19 protein-coding genes are annotated in these 17312 nt (G+C 41.3%); 11 read left to right on the forward strand and 8 right to left on the reverse strand.

The genetic code is table 11. The features are described from left to right. The first annotated feature begins 36 nt into the window (after positions 1–36). Positions 37–288, forward strand: a complete 252-nt coding sequence (locus H9647_RS16535; protein WP_191801974.1) for a YuzB family protein — start codon at positions 37–39, stop codon at positions 286–288. 19 nt (positions 289–307) lie between these two features. Here H9647_RS16535 and H9647_RS16540 read toward each other — a convergent pair whose 3' ends face one another. Then, positions 308–1369, reverse strand: a complete 1062-nt coding sequence (locus tag H9647_RS16540; protein ID WP_191801976.1) for an NAD(P)/FAD-dependent oxidoreductase — start codon at positions 1367–1369, stop codon at positions 308–310. Positions 1370–1546: 177 nt separating this feature from the next. After that, positions 1547–2653 (reverse strand): aminofutalosine synthase MqnE, encoded by a 1107-nt coding sequence (gene mqnE, locus H9647_RS16545; RefSeq protein WP_191801978.1) that lies wholly within the window; start codon positions 2651–2653, stop codon positions 1547–1549. Positions 2654–3015: 362 nt separating this feature from the next. On the opposite strand from mqnE, the gene H9647_RS16550 reads away from it, so the two are divergent. The 3 genes from H9647_RS16550 (at position 3016) to H9647_RS16560 (ending at position 5001) form a co-directional block, all read left to right on the forward strand. Then, positions 3016–3375, forward strand: a complete 360-nt coding sequence (locus tag H9647_RS16550; RefSeq protein ID WP_191801981.1) for a HesB/IscA family protein — start codon at positions 3016–3018, stop codon at positions 3373–3375. 232 nt (positions 3376–3607) lie between these two features. Then, a complete protein-coding gene (locus H9647_RS16555) occupies positions 3608–4354 on the forward strand; it encodes a hypothetical protein (protein WP_191801983.1) in 747 nt (248 codons plus the stop codon). Positions 4355–4614: 260 nt separating this feature from the next. Beyond that, entirely contained in the window at positions 4615–5001 is a 387-nt protein-coding gene (locus tag H9647_RS16560; protein WP_191801985.1) for a VOC family protein, read from the forward strand. A gap of 69 nt (positions 5002–5070) precedes the next feature. On the opposite strand, the gene H9647_RS16565 is transcribed toward H9647_RS16560, so the two are convergent. Beyond that, a complete protein-coding gene (locus H9647_RS16565; RefSeq protein ID WP_160034799.1) occupies positions 5071–5298 on the reverse strand; it encodes a hypothetical protein in 228 nt (75 codons plus the stop codon). A 287-nt stretch (positions 5299–5585) separates the two neighbouring features. On the opposite strand from H9647_RS16565, the gene ppk1 reads away from it, so the two are divergent. After that, complete coding sequence (gene ppk1 / locus H9647_RS16570; protein WP_225229360.1) at positions 5586–7679, forward strand: polyphosphate kinase 1; 2094 nt, start codon at positions 5586–5588, stop codon at positions 7677–7679. Here ppk1 and H9647_RS16575 read toward each other — a convergent pair. Together H9647_RS16575 and H9647_RS16580 are read right to left on the reverse strand one after the other, a co-directional pair. Then, positions 7654–9183: a Ppx/GppA phosphatase family protein gene (locus H9647_RS16575; RefSeq protein ID WP_191801987.1), complete on the reverse strand. Its 1530-nt coding sequence runs from the start codon at positions 9181–9183 to the stop codon at positions 7654–7656. The genes ppk1 and H9647_RS16575 overlap by 26 nt on opposite strands. 111 nt (positions 9184–9294) lie before the next feature. Then, positions 9295–9498: a hypothetical protein gene (locus H9647_RS16580; protein ID WP_191801990.1), complete on the reverse strand. Its 204-nt coding sequence runs from the start codon at positions 9496–9498 to the stop codon at positions 9295–9297. Between the two features lie 195 nt (positions 9499–9693). Here H9647_RS16580 and H9647_RS16585 point away from each other — a divergent pair, with 195 nt between their 5' ends. Together H9647_RS16585 and sda are read left to right on the forward strand one after the other, a co-directional pair. Continuing rightward, complete coding sequence (locus H9647_RS16585; protein ID WP_191801992.1) at positions 9694–10353, forward strand: YheC/YheD family protein; 660 nt, start codon at positions 9694–9696, stop codon at positions 10351–10353. A 314-nt stretch (positions 10354–10667) separates the two neighbouring features. Then, a complete protein-coding gene (gene sda, locus H9647_RS16590; protein ID WP_191801994.1) occupies positions 10668–10811 on the forward strand; it encodes a sporulation histidine kinase inhibitor Sda in 144 nt (47 codons plus the stop codon). On the opposite strand, the gene H9647_RS16595 is transcribed toward sda, so the two are convergent. Next, positions 10808–11086, reverse strand: a complete 279-nt coding sequence (locus tag H9647_RS16595; protein WP_191801996.1) for a hypothetical protein — start codon at positions 11084–11086, stop codon at positions 10808–10810. The two genes, sda and H9647_RS16595, sit on opposite strands and share 4 nt — an antisense overlap. 84 nt (positions 11087–11170) lie before the next feature. Then, positions 11171–12172: an NAD(P)/FAD-dependent oxidoreductase gene (locus H9647_RS16600; protein WP_191801998.1), complete on the reverse strand. Its 1002-nt coding sequence runs from the start codon at positions 12170–12172 to the stop codon at positions 11171–11173. Between the two features lie 490 nt (positions 12173–12662). Here H9647_RS16600 and H9647_RS16605 point away from each other — a divergent pair, with 490 nt between their 5' ends. Then, positions 12663–13853: an NAD(P)/FAD-dependent oxidoreductase gene (locus tag H9647_RS16605; protein WP_191802000.1), complete on the forward strand. Its 1191-nt coding sequence runs from the start codon at positions 12663–12665 to the stop codon at positions 13851–13853. A gap of 3 nt (positions 13854–13856) precedes the next feature. Continuing rightward, positions 13857–14108, forward strand: coding sequence for a hypothetical protein (locus tag H9647_RS16610; protein ID WP_160034815.1), 252 nt, complete (start codon positions 13857–13859; stop codon positions 14106–14108). A gap of 68 nt (positions 14109–14176) precedes the next feature. Here the strand turns inward: H9647_RS16610 and hemQ are convergent, their stop codons facing one another. Continuing rightward, positions 14177–14923, reverse strand: a complete 747-nt coding sequence (hemQ, locus tag H9647_RS16615; protein ID WP_191802002.1) for a hydrogen peroxide-dependent heme synthase — start codon at positions 14921–14923, stop codon at positions 14177–14179. Positions 14924–15164: 241 nt separating this feature from the next. On the opposite strand from hemQ, the gene H9647_RS16620 reads away from it, so the two are divergent. Further along, positions 15165–15458, forward strand: coding sequence for a YuiB family protein (locus H9647_RS16620; RefSeq protein ID WP_191802004.1), 294 nt, complete (start codon positions 15165–15167; stop codon positions 15456–15458). Positions 15459–15724: 266 nt separating this feature from the next. Further along, positions 15725–17260: a DnaD domain protein gene (locus tag H9647_RS16625; protein WP_191802006.1), complete on the forward strand. Its 1536-nt coding sequence runs from the start codon at positions 15725–15727 to the stop codon at positions 17258–17260. Positions 17261–17312: the final 52 nt, after the last annotated feature.

Here is a 17312-nt window from a genome sequence, read left to right on the forward strand (position 1 = left end):
AAAATAAAATGGTCAAAACTAAAGCAGGTGAATAATTTGAGACCCATTATTGAATTTTGTACCAACAACATGCATTTTGGAACGGATGAGGTCTTTGAGGCACTTGAAGAAAACCTTGAATACGACGTGATCGAATACGGATGCCTCACCAATTGCGGACAATGCAGCAACACTCCATTTGCTCTTGTGAATGGTGAAGTTGTCACAGCGACAAGTGCAAAAGAACTGCATGAAGCCATTTTGTCCAAAATTGCAGAAATTGACGCATGGAATGACCTGGATTTTTAAAAGAGAGAGACTCTCTTCTTTAACCCAGATGACGTTTCGACATCCAGAGGACACCGCTTTTTAGAATCCGGGGAACACGTCCCATCATCGATGTCTTACCCATAAGCCCAAAACCAGCTTTCTTGCCGAGTGCTCCTAGAGTACCGCGCAGTTTGAGAGCTTCGGTTTTGGGTTTTTCATTCTTCCAAAGTGCTTGAATAATATGTGCAATTTGTTCTCCTTGCACTTCTGCAGCCTGTGCGCTTGGTGCAAAAGGAAGGCTCGCACAGTCACCCACGACATATACTTCCGGATATTCAGGAATTTGATAATACTCATTAAGAGTAACCCGGCCCTGGGGATCTTTCTGTACATTCAGATCACGAACCATTTTTACAGGCTGAATTCCTGCTGTCCATATTACCGCATCGGTTACGATTTCTTCATCCCGATTATAGATGGCATTGGGTTCTACCCTCGATACCGAAATATGATTCTTAATCTCTACCTGATGTTCTGCGAACCATTCTCCAACATAAGCAGATAATCGCTGCGGAAAAGCGGAAAGAACACGATCACCTCGGTCCAAAATGGTTACATTTAGATCTGATCGGCTTTCTCTAATTTCAGCAGCGATTTCAACTCCGCTGAGTCCTCCTCCTACAATGTGAACTTGACCATAGGGTTTGATTTCACTGAGGCGTAGATAGGTCTCACGTGTGTTTCGGAAGCTTTGAATGGTATTACTGTATTCTTCTGCACCCGGGGTTCCATGAAAACGGTCTGTGCACCCAAGACCAATAACTAATTGATCATAAGGGAGGGGGTCCTCATTTTGAAGTTGAATCACTTTTCCTTCTAAATCAATGGATTCAACTTCACCATATTTATATGTTAGACGTTCATGCACAGGGTACTGCACACGCAGATCATAATCAGATACAGTCCCTGCAGCAAGTGCGTAGTATTCAGTTTTGAGCCCTTGAAAAGGCATGCGGTCCACGAGGACAATCTGAGTATCATTTGGGATAGAGCCTTCAAGAAGATGTTTAATTACGGTAAGACCGCCGTAGCCGCCTCCGAGGATAACGATATTTTTCATGACGATATAACTTCCTTTCTTATGCGATCTTGCAAAGATGTTAGTTTACGCTCGGTCATGATGATAAGGCCGATGGGGATGATGGGATAATGAATGTAACCTGCGGAAACAATAAAGTGGATTCAGCTCTATGGTAAAGAGCTGAATCCAATGGGAATTGTTTCAAGGATCAAGTTATTATTCGAAAACTTCAATCTCATTGTAGAAGGTGTCACGTTCAACGGGAATACGGCCCGCACCTTTTACAAGCCAGATGAGTTCTTTACGAGTTAGCCCTGCAGGAGTAAGCGCACCAGCAGCGTGACTGATCTGTTCACGTACAATTGTACCGTGCACATCAGATGCCCCAAAACTGAGAGCTACTTGCGTTAATTGAGCACCAATATTAATGAAGTAAGCTTTCACATGATCGATGTTATCGAGCATGAGTCTAGAGATCGCGATGGTTTTAAGATCTTCATATGCTGAGTTCCGACGCATGATACCGGCATTTTTACTTTTCGGCTGCATGGAGAGCGGAATAAAGACCATAAATCCACCCGTTTCATCTTGAAGCTCACGAATTTGCAGCATATGTTGAATTCGATCTTCGTAGGATTCAACAGAGCCATAAAGCATTGTTGTGTGTGTCTTCATACCAAGCTGATGAGCTGTCCGATGAACTTCGAGGTAGCGATCAACATTGGCTTTGGTTACTTTCATTTTCTGACGATATTCATCAGATAGAATTTCCGCACCGCCACCTGTGAGGGATTGGAGTCCTGCGTTTTGCAGTTCTTGCAAAACTTCTTTGACACTGAGGCCGCTGATCCGTGTGAAGAAGTCAATTTCAGCTGCCGTGTACGCTTTAAGTGTAACATTCGGATATTTTTCGTTCAGAGCTCGCAGGGAATCAACATAATACTCGAATGGCACATGAGGGTTATGTCCACCAACAATATGGAACTCTCTAACACCAGGATGGATGTGCTGTTCTACATAGTCAATCATTTCTTGTCCGGAAAGGGTATAAGATCCTTCTTCCCCCTGGTCTTTTCTGAAGTTACAAAAAGCACAGCGAGCTTCACATACATTCGTAAAATATAAACTCATATTTTCAATGAAATATACTTTTTTACCGTTTTTGCGCAGATTTGCTTCATTGGCAAGTTGTCCAATCGTAAGAAGATCATCGCTCTCATAAAGATAAACACCGTCTTCCAGTGTCAAACGCTGTCCATTCTGTACTTTTTCGATGATGGCAGCCATTTTGGTATCTGTAAATGGTGTGATTAATGTAGACATGCTAATTCCTCCTGAGTCAAACTTTATGTTTTCCATAATAAAATGATTCAAAGACCAAACAGTAGTTATGTTAAGAATGTGAAAAAAGTTACAACTAAAATTACGGCTACAAAGGCAGATTTCTGTGACAATTCTTCGACACTTCCATGTACAATTCCCTACTATTATAAACCTCACATCCGAGCGGTTCAATACATAGGTGTAAAAAGCTTGTTCACTTAGGGGCTTTATTCCATGTTAATCCCTTGAGGTAGGAGAACAGGTGGAGTATAATTCTACATAAGATATAGGAATCATATTATTTTTTCGTCACATCGGACGTCAGATAATTGAATCTTATTAGATAGAAGGAGGTATGACCGATGATTACCATTAGTGATACAGCAGCAGAACGTTTGAAAGAGATGCTCGAGCAACAAGAAACACCAAATATGTTTTTGCGTCTTGGCGTAGCACCCGGTGGTTGCACCGGATTTTCATATGCAATGGGATTCGACGATAACGAAACAGATCAAGATGTATTTATGACGATCCAGGATATGAAGGTAGTCGTGGAGAAAGACAGCCTTCGTCTGTTAGAAGGTCTGGAAATCGACTTTGAAGAATCCGGCATGACCGGAGGATTTACCATTCATAACCCGAATGCGATTGCCACTTGCGGATGCGGTTCTTCTTTCCGTACGGCAACCGATGCAGGGAAACCAAACGAAGAACCTTGCTAAGATCTACTTTTCATAGCATAAAAATTTCATATTGGATTTGAAATGTATAGGACGATACCTCCTGAACCTTGAGCATAGCGAAAGTGATGCTTAGTTCAGGAGGTTTTTTTTGTTTTTTATGAATGATTTAGACTCATCATAATGATCGTATTCACCGATATCTTTTATATAAGCAGGTCTTTGTACATAGAAAAAGGGGACTAATATGATGGTGAATAGCATAAATAGGGTCATGCGAACTATCCTTGTCGTACTGATTATTTGCGCAATTCTGTTAATTTTGGTGAAAAAGGTGGTTGAACCTGTATTTTCGGATTACATCGCACAGCCCATTTCGGAACATATAGTAAAAAAAGCTTCAGATTACTTAGAGTTACCTCCCTCACCTGAGACGCTTAGGGAGTTTAAACAGGAAGCACTAGGCAATGATTGGTATGATTCAAAAGGTCAGCTGATTGTGGAGTATAAGCAGCTTCCAAATGCTACAGAAGGGACGATCACTGTATCGTACTCCGAGACATTTTTGATATTTATGCGACTAAGCTCTTCGTCCAATAAGGTGGTTTATTATCAGGAGCCTAATGACACGGAATTCCTTGTTTCAACAGAAGATGGAGACATAGAGCAGATGACGACTGAATATGCAGAGGGTGCTAAAACGGAACAGCCTGAAGAGACCAATGAGTTAACGGCAGAGAGCGGGTCCGTAGAGAGCGAAGCTGTAATAGCAATAGAAGAAACTGCACCGTTACAGGACATATTCCCGGAGGAAACAGAACAACCCAGCAAAGACAGCGCAGAGGTGATTTTGGCGAATACAGAAACTTCTTCGGAAGAACACGGTGTAGCTTTATATGTAGATGGGGCCTATTTTGATGCCTATTTAAATAAACAGGATGCGTTAGAACTTGCCGCTTTTGTCGAAAATGCAAAAATTATCGATTTGGTTACGAGTCGTGTCGTGTGGGAGAGTCAATAAAAAGGTAACGTACATAGATAAGTGGCATTCTGATGAGTACAGATGGTTAGTATCTTCTGTCTAACTGAATATGTTGATGATAAAAAGAGAGCTGGCGATATCACAATAAGTGATGCTGCCAGCTCTCATTTATTGTCTTTCGCAGATTTCGTAATTTATATCAACAAGAAGCGCAGGATATGTTAGCATATCATTACAGACTGTTTTGTAATATATTTCCTGTTAGGATATACAAAAGAAATAGAAGAGGTGTAACCACCATGATTGAAATGGAACGTATCCATCATGTGAGTTTGGCAATTCGAGACTTAACGAGGGCTCATCAGTTCTATGCTGAAAAATTAAAATTAAAACAGATAACGCGGCCTCCTTTTGATTCAACAGGAGTTTGGTACTCGATTGGAGAAGGGCAGCAGCTGCATCTATTGCAGCACCCAGCAGGAGAAACACTTCGGATCAGCGGGGTGGATACTACAGACGGGCACTTTGCTGTGTGGGTAAAAAGCTTTGAAAAAACGAAACAATGGCTTGAATCTGTAGGAATCCCCTATGAAGCAAGACCTAACAGTGTGGCTGGATTTGCCCAAATTTTCATTCTTGATCCCGATCATAACATCATCGAATTTGATGCACCGTATTTATCATAATATGAAGTAATAAAAAACGACTACATTACAACGGATAAATGCTTCGTGTCATGTAGTCGTATCTATATATTAAACCTCGGTTTGAAATATAACGGTATCTCTGGAGTAATGGTGTTCCATCCCATCCTCACTTCTAACTCGAACCTGATCATTAGAAAACATTTCTACATATCCGCGAGCGATTTCGCAATACACGCCTGCGGAATCTTCCTGCCAGACGGAAACGACGGTTTGAGATAAGGCGGCGGTAAAAAACTCTATGTTTTTTTGCAACGTTCTAGATTTGTTAGAATTCATCGTATCCTCCTTCTATTAGGTGTTAATTTACGTTCTAATGCCCTAAAGAGAGCTGACGTAAACACTTTACCTTCTCTCTACTCTATTGTAAAGCATTCGATAGAATTTGGCAGACTAGTGCTCTAAACTTTATGAACTCTTCATCCTATCTACGATATATATATGCAGCCGAATGGAAGATTTTACATGATATTTACGTAAATTTAACATAGGGTTGATGATTGACTCTTTTAGGAAGGTTTACAATATAATGAGCTACTATAATGATTCTTACTGTGAGGGGTCTTATGAAAAAAGAGAACGTGATTCTAGAAAACAGGACGGAACGTGAAGTATATTCCTATTTGAATCGAGATTTAAGCTGGCTCGAGTTCAACCGAAGAGTACTTCAGGAAGCACAAAATGTGGATACACCTCTATTAGAACGTGTTCGTTTCTTATCCATTGTTACCTCGAATCTAGATGAATTTATGAGTGTACGGGTCGCTGAAACGAGAGAGAAGATGAAGGCAGAGCTGATGAAAAAAGATTTTACCGGTTACACACCAACGGGTCTCTACAAACGATTAATGAAGCGGATCTCTAAGATGATTCAGGAACAGTATCGCTCTTATCGGGACCTCATGAGACAGCTCTCCAAAAAAGGCATTGTATTTATGGAGTACCCAGATCTGAATGCAACCCAGCAGAAGGCGATGGAGCAATATTATCATGATATTGTGTTTCCTGTGCTTACACCTATGGCTGTGGATCAAAGCAGACCTTTTCCACTTGTACATCATAAGTTTGTTTATCTCGCTGTCGTCTTGCGGAAAGAAGGAGACGGGGACGAACTTTATTTTGCTATCGTCCAAGTTCCTTCCAATATCCCAAGAGTGATTCAGGTTCCACTCCGTTCGAACAGTAAGAAAAAATCATTTATCCTTACCGAAGAGCTAATAAAGCATCATATTCATACGCTGTTCAGTGGGTACATACCGGAGTCGGTTCATGGCTTTCGGTTAACCAGAAATTCGGATCTTTATATTAATGAAGAAGAAGTAGAAGATTTACTGGAAGAAATAGAAAAAGAGCTAAGACGTCGCCGGCGGGGAGCCCCGGTATGCCTTGAAGTGGAGGAGGGTATTCACCCGAATGCACTTGCTTACTTGAAGCATGAGTTCGGTATTAAAGACGACCAGATGTTTGAAATTCAGGGTCCGCTGGATCTAGGGTTTCTAGGCAGTTTTGTTGACCAGCTCGAAGGCTACAATCATTTGAAATATCCGAATCTGAAACCGGTATATCCAGAAGTCTTTCATACCGACGAAAGCTATTTTAAAATTTTACGCAGACAAGATGTTCTCTTATACCATCCCTATGAATCTTTTGATGCGGTGACTGATTTTCTGGAAGAAGCAGCAGAAGATCCAGATGTCATGGCGATCAAAATGACGTTATATCGGGTAAATGGAGACTCGCGGTTAATTCCTGCGTTGGCACATGCTGCTGAAATGGGGAAACAGGTCACCGTCGTCGTAGAACTCAAGGCAAGATTTGATGAAGAACGAAATATAGCTTGGGCTCGGGAACTTGAAAAAGCGGGCTGCCACGTAGTTTATGGCTTATTAGGTCTCAAAACGCATGCGAAAATCATTCTGATTGTACGCAGAGAACAGGATACGCTGCGCAGATATGTTCATGTAGGAACCGGTAATTATAATGCGAGCACAGCACGGGTATATACGGATATCGGTTTATTAACCTCGAGTCCACAGATTGGAGAAGATGCTTCAGAGATATTTAATGATATTACTGGTTATTCAGAAGCTCAGGGGCTAAGGGAAATTCATCTCGCACCAGATGGACTGAAAAATAAATTGTTCGAAATGATCCAGCGAGAAGCAGCAAACGCCAAGAATGGTAAACCCGCTAGAATTATTGCCAAGGTTAATTCTCTTTCTAATCAGGAAATCATTGATGAACTATATGCAGCTTCACAAGCGGGAGTAAAGATTCAGCTTATCGTTAGAGGAGTTTGCTGCTTGCGTCCGGGCCTTGAAGGGATCAGTGAGAATATACGGGTTATAAGTATTGTCGATCGTTTCTTAGAGCATTCACGTATTTTCTACTTTGAGAATGAAGGAGACTACGAAGTTTATTTATCGAGCGCAGACTGGATGACAAGGAATCTGGATCGCCGGATCGAACTCATGTGCCCGGTAAATGATCGCAAACTAAAAGAAATACTGGTGAATACGCTGGAACTTTCGCTTAAAGACAACGTAAAAGCCCGCCTGTTATTATCTAACGGAACTTATGTCCCGGTTAATAACAAGGAGCCTTTACTTCGGAGTCAATTTGAGGCGATTCAGATTAAGACTTGGAAGAAATCGAAATAGTCCAATACAAGTGTACTTTCCAAGCTTTTTCTACTTCTTTTTTTATGTCTTCCAGTTCTTTTTGTTCCATAGATGGCATTCTGCGGCAAGTTAAATTCAGCTGCAGGAAGTCGTCTTTTTTGTCTATTGTCATCGACTCTACGACGGTTCCGCCGTTTCCATACAAGGCAGAAGCAAGTCTTAGCAGTGAGCCGAGGCGAGTGATTCGTTTATAGTCTTCTGAATATAAGATGTCTTGATGAGAATCGATCTCAGCAGGCGTTCGGCCTTTTGGATGATAGTCGGCTATGATGGCAGTGATGATCGTTTCACGGTGGCTCAGGCCCCATACTCCATGGTTCTTAATCCAGTAAAGCGAGTGCTGGCTTGCCCTATGATGCTGAATTTGCTCCCCGATGCGATACAGCATGGAGGAGGCATACATAATTCGGCTGTCAGATAGCGAAGCTTCCCCTTCAAGCACCTGATACAGCTGCTGCATACAGGAATGGACTTGGTTCATATGCCCTGCCGGGGCTGATGAATGGAAATGAAGGAGATTCCAAATACTTTTTGTTAATACTTCCTGTTTCATGTACTCAGGGTAGTCTTTTTGCATGAGTTCATAGAAAAGCCCATCTCGAAGCCCTGCTCCACTGACGATGTAGTGTGTGGATTCAAGCCAGTCGAAGATCGTTTGTAATAAAATTACACCAGGAATGATCAAGTCTGCCCGGTCTTTTGATAAGCCGGGTGTCTTTTTTCGTTGATCTGAAGGAATATAAGGAAGAGTATTATAAAATACGCGAATATCTTCCGATTCCATTCGGTAATTGTGCATGACAGGAAGAGAATATTCTTGTTTTTTCTGTACCATCTTAGCTAGAGAACGAACCGTGCCTCCAAGACCAACCAATGTGAGCCCCGGGTGTTGCTGTGTCCAAGCATGTTCCTTGAGAAAGGTATGTATGGAACTACGGAAATCGTCTACCATCTCACGACTCCAGTGAGTAGAAGTTCCATAGCGGGCATGCGCATTTACAGCACCATATGGAATAGAAAGACTTTCATGATATTCACCGTTTAGAAAAAGGGTTATCTCCGTACTTCCTCCGCCAATGTCAATAATAAATCCGTCAGATAAGGAAATGGATTCAATGACACCTAAAAAGCCTAAACGGCCTTCATCTTCCCCAGATATCAGCTGGATTTCAAGACTAGTTTCTTCCTTAATCCACTTGGTTATGTCGCTGCTATTCTGTGCATTACGTATCGCAGCTGTAGCGGCTGCTCTGACATGAGTTACTTGGTAGCTAGCACATATTTCTTGATAACTGCGAAGTACCGGCAGAATAGAGCTGATCGCTTCATAGCTGATCGTCCCGTCAGTGTCTACCTTTTGGCTCAGTCTTGCCGCATATTTTTTCTCGTATAAAACACGGTAGGCTCCTATATTCAGCACTTCATAGATTACAAGTCTGATGGAGTTCGATCCGATATCAATGATTCCAATACGCTCAGACATGGGCAGCACAGCTCCTTCTTTCCTCGTTTTTGTTATTGTAACCGAAAAAGAGATATACGAAAAAAACCATCTCTCTTTTCTTTGGAGAAGATGGTTTCCTGTAACCATTGCTTAAGCGCTAATTAACTTAACGGCTTCTATAATAATTACGGTAAAGAGAATGGAAAAGCCAATACAGCCGATTCCAAATCCGATATGTTTTTTATCACGAATAAACTTGATGCCTGTGATAAAGGTAAGAGTGGTGACTGCCACGAGTACAATGGCCATGGCGAAATAGGCAACCCCGTAAAAACTTTCAATAAATTGAGCCACGAAGTGAAAGCTCCTTTCCTTATCGTAATCTATCTATTAATATAGCCTATCTTAGATAAAAATCCCAATTCTCATTTCCCTCATAAAGAGGCGTTTCTATAAGGACAGACATACAAGAGAAGAAAGAGTTACAGAAATATATATATATTAGGACTCGATCTGACTTCATTTTTATGTTCTGAAGGAGGGAAACGTATGAATCGGATCATTGGAAGTAAATTAATTAAAACAGAAGTTCTTCAGACAAATCCTTATATCGCAAATCATATCCCAGAAACAGCGGTATTTACCGAGCAACATTTGAAAGATATGTTACAGAAATATGGAATGGTATTTGTTAAGCCCGTACATGGCGGGGGCGGGAACGGAGTTATCCGTGTGAGTAAAGAGGGAGAAAAATATTCTTTTACGAAAATGTCTCATACGTATAGCTTCTCTAGCTATAAAGCGTTGTATCGTTCGCTTGCGAAAAATAAATTGAAAAGAAGTTATCTGATCCAACAAGGAATTGCTCTGGCTCGTATTAAGGGACGCCCTATTGACTACCGAGTAAAATTCGTGAAAAAAGAGGGAGAGTGGAAGATTACAGCCATGCTTGGGAGACATGCTCGCCCAGGTCTCGTCATAACCAATGTATGTAAAGGGGGAACGCTACTGAAATGTCGGGAGGCTTTGCGACGTTCCTTACCTCATATTGATGCGAGAGTGAAACAGCAAGAGATGCGCAAACTTACGCGAACCTGCACCGTACTTCTAGAAGAAAGGTTCCCAGGCATTGGTGAACTTGGCTTTGATTATGGACTTGATTATTCCGGGAAAATATGGATTTTGGAAGTGAACACCAGACCACAATAATTTTATTTAGAAAGTGATTAGAGAAGATGTAACCGGGTAAAAGGTTCTGATATTTCTTCTTTTCTATTATTTCACTTTAAATCTAGCTAATTTCTTTAATAATAAATTAAATATATTTTTTTTGAAAATCGTTTTATTGTCCTGTGTATAAATATTGTCCACATATCCTTCCTTTTAAAACCTCGTCTTTTTCAATTTATTAACATATTATACACATGATTTCCACATTTGGGTGTGGATAACAGAACGCTTGTTCTACTTTTTGTTCTTTGATAGAATAGAGACGAGGAAAAAAAAGAAAGGTTGTGTCGGAGATGGCTATGCTTTCAGATGAGATGTTGCTCGATTCTTATCACATGGCAATCGAGCTTCAGCTTGAGCGCGATTTCATTGAGTTATTATTAGGTGAGATCCTCAGGCGCGAACTGAACACCGACGTCCCTGCCGTTTTTCATTAGAGATCCTCGTGGTTTGGCGGTCCAATATGGCCTGGCACTTCCCATGTTTCTACAGCATATGAAGACTGCGTCAGACAGTGAGGACAGAACATGAGGTGAATACAGTAGCCTTTAGCTTCTGGTATCGTAAGATAATCCGAAGATGACACATAAGGGCTATAAGGCCCGGCGTAATCTTCCGTTAATCCGTAATCCACGATAGACTCGCCGCAGGTGGGACAAGGTTGTGCAGCAGGTATATGAAGACCGTTACATAGTGGGCACAAATAAGACAAAGGGTATCCCTCCTGAATGGTTGTCAGGAGTAAGATACCCTTTTTTATTGGTGTGTTATTCTTCAATTATAATTTACCAAAAGATTACATCTTCATATTACTACTGTGTCCAGGAGAAAGTTTCGCAGTAGGGTCCACATATACTTTGGCATTATTGACTGCTGTAGGTGCTTCACCGAAGCCGACAGCAATCAGTTTAAGTTTACCTTCGTAAGTTGTAATATCCCCTGCAGCAAATATTCCAGGTATGCTTGTCTCCATTCGACTGTCGACAACGATGGAGTTACCTTGAATCTCAATTCCCCACTCAGCAATAGGACCAAGAGAAGAGATGAAACCAAAGTTTACGATGACATCATCGACTTCGATTTCTTGTGTTTCTTTCGTTTTTACATGAGATAGAGTAACTTTGGTAATCCGATCTTCTCCGTGCAACTCTGCAATTTCTGTAGGAGTAATGACATTTACTTTGGAAGCCATCAGATTCTCCACACTATGTTCGTGCGCACGGAATTTGTCACGGCGGTGGATCAGTGTAACTTGTTCAGCAATTGGCTCTAGCATGAGCGCCCAGTCAACTGCAGAGTCGCCGCCGCCGCTGATCAGCACCTTTTTACCTGCGAAACGGCTTAGATCACTTACAAAATAGTGAAGGTTTGTTTTTTCAAAACGTGCTGCGCCCTCAAGATCCAGTCTGCGTGGTTCAAATGCGCCTACGCCTGCTGTAATAATAACGGATTTAGCATGATGAACATCTTTGTCTGTCGTAACAACGAAGTGCCGTTCTTCTTTTTTTTCTACAGATACGACTTTTTCTTCAAGTCTAATGTCTGTATCAAAGCGATCCATTTGCGTGAGGAGATTATTCACCAGTTCTCCTGCTGTAATTTTAGGGAAGCCGGCTACATCATATATGAATTTCTCAGGGTATAATGCAGCAAGCTGGCCGCCCAGTTGAGGCATGCTTTCTACAATTTTCACAGATGCCTGACGCATACCGCCATAAAAAGCAGCAAACATCCCAGCAGGACCACCGCCGATAATGAGCAAATCCGTCATTTCATTCGTAGTTTCAGGGGTCGTCATTTTAAAAACACACCTTTCTCTATATGTTATTGTGAATCAATAAAGTCACGGATATCCACGAGATTGTCGATTCTTATATTTAAAGTCATTTTCATTATAGACACTACCGCAATTTGTTGCAAAGATGATTTCTATTCTGTTTCCACTGTTATTTCAAGCTATTGCCTTTCATTTTATCCCAGTAACAAGATTTATTTTCACTTGCTATTTTGAGATTGTATCGCTATCATTTTTGTTGCATGATATATTTCTTGATTTTTACGAATTTTCCTTTTATTTTATAAAGTTTTGAAACCTCATGACATAACATGTCGTTTTAATGAATAGGGATAGAACTATATTTGTCTTTAGGTAGTAATCAATTTTTATAGGTTGGGATTATAGAGTGACTAAGGAGCCCTTTTTGGAACTTATCGCTTTCATGCGTTAATTTCATGAAATATTCTTAGACCTTCTATAATGAGTTGAATGATTTTGGAGGGGTAGGCGCATGAGTAACATTCCTAAGATCGTCATCCTTGGCGCAGGCTATGGCGGTATTTTAACCGCACAGCGACTTCAAAAAGAACTGAACTACAATGAAGCAGATGTTACGCTTGTAAACAGGCATGACTACCATTACATAACAACGCATCTGCACATGCCAGCTGCTGGAACGGATACTATTGATCATGCAAGGGTACCCATTTCTAAGCTGATTGACGAGTTCAAGATCGATCTTGTGAAATCTGCTGTTAAAGATATTAGGCCGCACGAGAAAAAAGTAATCCTGGAAGACGGCACCTTGTCGTATGATATTTTGGTCGTCAGTCTAGGGGGAGAACCGGAGACATTTGGGATTCCCGGGATGAAAGAACATGCAATGACGATTCGCAGTATTAACTCTGTAAGGTTAATTCGAGAACATATTGAATACCAGTTTGCTTGTTATAAAAATGACAATATAGCAAGCCGTCTTCGATTTGTAGTCGGAGGAGCTGGGTTTAGCGGAGTAGAATTTGTATCTGAACTGGCAGACCGGTTACCTCGACTATGCAAAGAGTTTGATGTAGAACCGGAAAAAGTTGAACTTTACAATGTCGAGGCAGCTCCCACCGCGCTTCCCGGCTTTGATAAAGAATTAGTAGAGTATGCTATGGATGTACTTAAGAATAAAGGGATTATACTTCGAATCGGTGTACCGATAAAAGAGTGTTTTGCCGGTGGTGTCATCATTGGAGATGGCGAACGAATTGAAGCCTCCACCGTAGTGTGGACTGGGGGGATTCGAGGTAACAAGCTGATCGAGAATGCAGGGTTTGAGGTGACACGCGGACGTGTCAAAGTGGATGAGTATTTGAGAGCGCCAGGTTACGACCATATTTACATTATAGGAGACAGCTCACTCGTACTTAACAAGGATGGCCGTCCTTATCCACCGACGGCTCAAATTGCTATGCAGCAGGGGGTTAATTGTGCGAAGAATATAGCGCTTTCGATTCGCGGGAAACATCTGATCAAGTTCACATTCAGCCATAAAGGAACGGTGGCTTCACTCGGTAAAGGGGAAGCCATAGCGATTGTGAACGGAAAGAAGTGGAAGGGATGGAAGGCCGCGCAGCTGAAAAAAGCAGTGGATATTCGCTACCTATATGTGATCGGCGGTATACCGCTTGTACTCCAAAAAGGAAGGTTCTTTTAAACAATGAGACATTGCAGTGTACAGGTTAGAGGGCTACTAAAAAGAGATGAACTGGATCGGTATCATGCCTTAATGGAAGTTGGGAGTTATCTCGAAGAGCAGGAAAAGTATGATCTATCCTATATAGTACAAAAGGAAATTGATATCTTGATATTACCCGCTATCGAAAGGTTAAAAGAAAAAGGTCGTGACCGTGATCGGGCCACGGCTGAATTCCTGGAATCCTTAAAGAAGCTTGAAGAAGAGAATGACTAAACGAAAAAAACACGCAAAAAAAGGATGCCGCATAAGGGCATCCTTTTTATTATATGAGCTTATTTACATTATACTTTCAACATACTTTCGAAAGATTCCGGATTCAGCTGACTACCTACATAGAAAGATCCGAATTCTCCGTAACGTGCACTAACCTCGTCAAAACGCATCTCGTATACCAGCTTTTTGAACTGAAGAGCATCGTCGGCGAAGAGAGTAACGCCCCATTCCCAATCATCGAAACCAACAGAACCGGTAATAATTTGTTTTACCTTCCCTGCATAGCTTCGTCCAATCAGACCATGACTTCTCATCATTGCTTTACGCTCGTCCATAGACAGCATGTACCAGTTATCGCTCAATTCACGCTTTTTATTCATTGGATAGAAACAAATATATTGTCTTTTTGGAAGAATCGGCTTCAGACGCGCCACAATTTCTGGGTTTTGCATCGGATCAGCGTCTTTACCAGCGAGGTAATTACTCAGTTCTACTACGCTGACATAAGAGTAAGCTTTGGTTGTAAAACGAGCAAAAGTCGTTTTGTTAAATGCATTTTCAAGTGCATTCAAATCTTCCAAAGATTCACGTAAATGCATCATTACAAAATCAGCTTTTTGACCGATGATCGTATATACGGCTGAACTCCCTTTGCCAGCTTCTTCAACAGAAGTCCACTCTTGTAAAAATTCTTGCAGATCATCTAAAGCAACAGCACGTGCTTCCTCATCAGCAGAACGCCAAGCGGACCAGTTAATCGATCGGAAATCATGAAGAGCATACCAGCCTTCCAGAGTTGATGCAGCTTCGCTCATTTGTTTCACTCCTATATGATATTAAATTTTGTATATCAGATTATTTCATATATCAAATCAATGATTCTATTGTATCAAAGGCAGAAGGAGCAGGGCAAATGAAGATCTCATTAAAAGTCGGTAAGTACACTGGAGTAACCTAGAAAGTTCATTGCCGGGATACATTTTTTCGGTTACACTATTTATTATCTGTTATGGATAGTAGTTCTTGATTTGGTAGAAAGAAGGAGGATGTAAGCGAATGCAGTTTTTACCTGTGCTCGTGCTTATGATCTTGTTTTTTGTTATGATGTTTGGAATCGGGTTTATTTTGAATATGCTGATGAAAACGACTTGGTTTCCTGCTTATCTATTTATCATTGTCCTTATACCCATTGTCATTTTCTCCATGTGGGATCGCAGCAGCAGTTTCGGTACACATATGAGTTCTTATGGACCTGTTGATTATTTAATTGGACTCAGTGGTGTGGCGGGTGCAATTCTAAGTGGATGGACGATCCAAAAGTTACGTTTAGGCGGCTACAAAATGTTTTGATTTCCCCATATTATTTGTGTGTATACTTGCCCTCTTTTCATATCATGAGAAGAGGGTTTTGTCATGAAAGTCTTCCCTTTTCATAGAATAGTAGAGTACAATGAAACACCTTGATTTCAAAAACAGAGGGAATGCGAACATTTGTCAGATAAGAGGGAATAGCGGAAAGATTAAGCAGGGATTTTGGCTATATTTGAAGATTTAAGCCGGCCCTTTTTATGATAGAATAGAATTCACTACAAATCGGAGAGAAGGAGTAATGAGCAATGCGCGTGAAGAATATGCTTCACTTTACAGAAAATCATCGTTACTGCGTTTTCCGTGAGTTTGGCCTTAGCAGCCTGGACGAACGGATGCTCAGCTCTGCCTATCAGCCGATGGTAGGCGCTTTTGCCATCAGTCTGTACCATTTGCTGTTTCAGCATGTAAGAGCTGATCAGATTGGTTATTCAGGAATGGAACAGCAACGTAAATTATTTCTGACTTTGGGAATTGATCCAAGTGAGAAGGGACGGTCATTCCTGATGGAACAAACTTCCAAGCTGGAAGCGGTCGGCCTTTTACAAACATCACGGGTTTATGTACCAGAGACAGATGAATATACCTATGAATACGAGCTTAGTCCACCGCTTTCGCCTGGAGAGTTTTTCAGGACACAGCATTTGACTTTGCTTCTTAGAGATAGAATTGGCAAGTTTGCCGTGCTGGCTTTGCGGTCTCAGTTGTGGACGGAAGATGCACCGGATGTTGGAATGCCTGCTATGAATAAAGAGAATATTTCGGTGCCTTTTTATGAAATTTTCGAGCTGAATACGCATGTAATTGATTATGAACTGGAACAAGCTTTGTCCGAAGTATCCAGTGGCAGAGCCGATCAAGCGATTGTTTCTGTACCGGAAGAAAGCAAACTGAACTATTCAGATATTATTCTTCGGTTTCCGAAGGAATCCGTGAATCGTCGTCATGTGGAACATCTTAGATTTGATACAGAACAGCTGGGGATTATTAATTATGTAGTCCATAAATATAGCTTAGGTGTTCAAGATGTATGCAGATTGCTTGATGAAGATGGTGTATTTAATCAGCAAGGCGAAGTCATTCTAGATCGACTTCAGCAACTGGCGAGTCAAACATTCCGGCAAGGGAAGAAACGGAAAGAAGAACAAAGTATCCATGCAGCCAAAGTGGTTAATCTTCGTCAGGTAGCGCAGAGTGAACAAAGCGATGAACTTCCTGTTGAACATGTGGTTGAAATGGAGTACTATCTGGAGGTTCCACCTCAATTTGCGACTAAATGTGACATTCATCAATATAATATGATGCTTAGGAACGAGCCTTATTTACGTCTATTACAAACGTTCTTCCCAGGTTCTGTTCCGGATAATCTGATTGATATTTTTGAGAAGGTTGATCTAAGCTATAAGCTGCCAGCAGAAGTGATCAATGTGCTGATCCACTATCTGATGACCATGCTTGTAACAGGCAGCGATCAGCGAATTAATCGTAATTTTGTGGAAGCTATAGCTTCAAATATGCTGCTAAAACAAGTGTATACTTATGAAAAAGCAGTTCAATATATTCGGGATCAAGCGAAAATAAAAGGGAACAAAGAAAAAGCGGGAGCTGGAGAACGGACTTCTAAAACAAGTCGTCCTCGTTCATATCAACAGCAGACAAGATCAAAACCCGAGATTCCAATTGTTCAAGATACAGGCAGCAGTGATGTTGTCAGTGAGGAAGAACTGGAGGAAATGATTCGTTTTGCTGAGGAAATGCAGGCGAAACGAACTACTTTTTCTTGAGTTTCGGCTAGGTACGCTTAGCAGAGCTGAGCGAGTTTAATTCACAATTTAA

This window comes from Paenibacillus gallinarum, assembly GCF_014836635.1.
GTDB lineage: Bacteria > Bacillota > Bacilli > Paenibacillales > Paenibacillaceae > Paenibacillus > Paenibacillus gallinarum.

Coding starts and splice junctions, on each gene's coding strand:
- H9647_RS16540 (WP_191801976.1), bottom strand. CDS start 1,369: ATGAAAAATATCGTTATCCTCGGAGGCGGCTACGGCGGTCTTACCGTA.
- mqnE (WP_191801978.1), bottom strand. CDS start 2,653: ATGTCTACATTAATCACACCATTTACAGATACCAAAATGGCTGCCATC.
- H9647_RS16550 (WP_191801981.1), top strand. CDS start 3,016: ATGATTACCATTAGTGATACAGCAGCAGAACGTTTGAAAGAGATGCTC.
- H9647_RS16555 (WP_191801983.1), top strand. CDS start 3,608: ATGCGAACTATCCTTGTCGTACTGATTATTTGCGCAATTCTGTTAATT.
- H9647_RS16560 (WP_191801985.1), top strand. CDS start 4,615: ATGATTGAAATGGAACGTATCCATCATGTGAGTTTGGCAATTCGAGAC.
- H9647_RS16565 (WP_160034799.1), bottom strand. CDS start 5,298: ATGAATTCTAACAAATCTAGAACGTTGCAAAAAAACATAGAGTTTTTT.
- ppk1 (WP_225229360.1), top strand. CDS start 5,586: ATGAAAAAAGAGAACGTGATTCTAGAAAACAGGACGGAACGTGAAGTA.
- H9647_RS16575 (WP_191801987.1), bottom strand. CDS start 9,183: ATGTCTGAGCGTATTGGAATCATTGATATCGGATCGAACTCCATCAGA.
- H9647_RS16585 (WP_191801992.1), top strand. CDS start 9,694: ATGAATCGGATCATTGGAAGTAAATTAATTAAAACAGAAGTTCTTCAG.
- sda (WP_191801994.1), top strand. CDS start 10,668: ATGGCTATGCTTTCAGATGAGATGTTGCTCGATTCTTATCACATGGCA.
- H9647_RS16600 (WP_191801998.1), bottom strand. CDS start 12,172: ATGACGACCCCTGAAACTACGAATGAAATGACGGATTTGCTCATTATC.
- H9647_RS16605 (WP_191802000.1), top strand. CDS start 12,663: ATGAGTAACATTCCTAAGATCGTCATCCTTGGCGCAGGCTATGGCGGT.
- H9647_RS16610 (WP_160034815.1), top strand. CDS start 13,857: ATGAGACATTGCAGTGTACAGGTTAGAGGGCTACTAAAAAGAGATGAA.
- hemQ (WP_191802002.1), bottom strand. CDS start 14,923: ATGAGCGAAGCTGCATCAACTCTGGAAGGCTGGTATGCTCTTCATGAT.
- H9647_RS16620 (WP_191802004.1), top strand. CDS start 15,165: ATGCAGTTTTTACCTGTGCTCGTGCTTATGATCTTGTTTTTTGTTATG.
- H9647_RS16625 (WP_191802006.1), top strand. CDS start 15,725: ATGCGCGTGAAGAATATGCTTCACTTTACAGAAAATCATCGTTACTGC.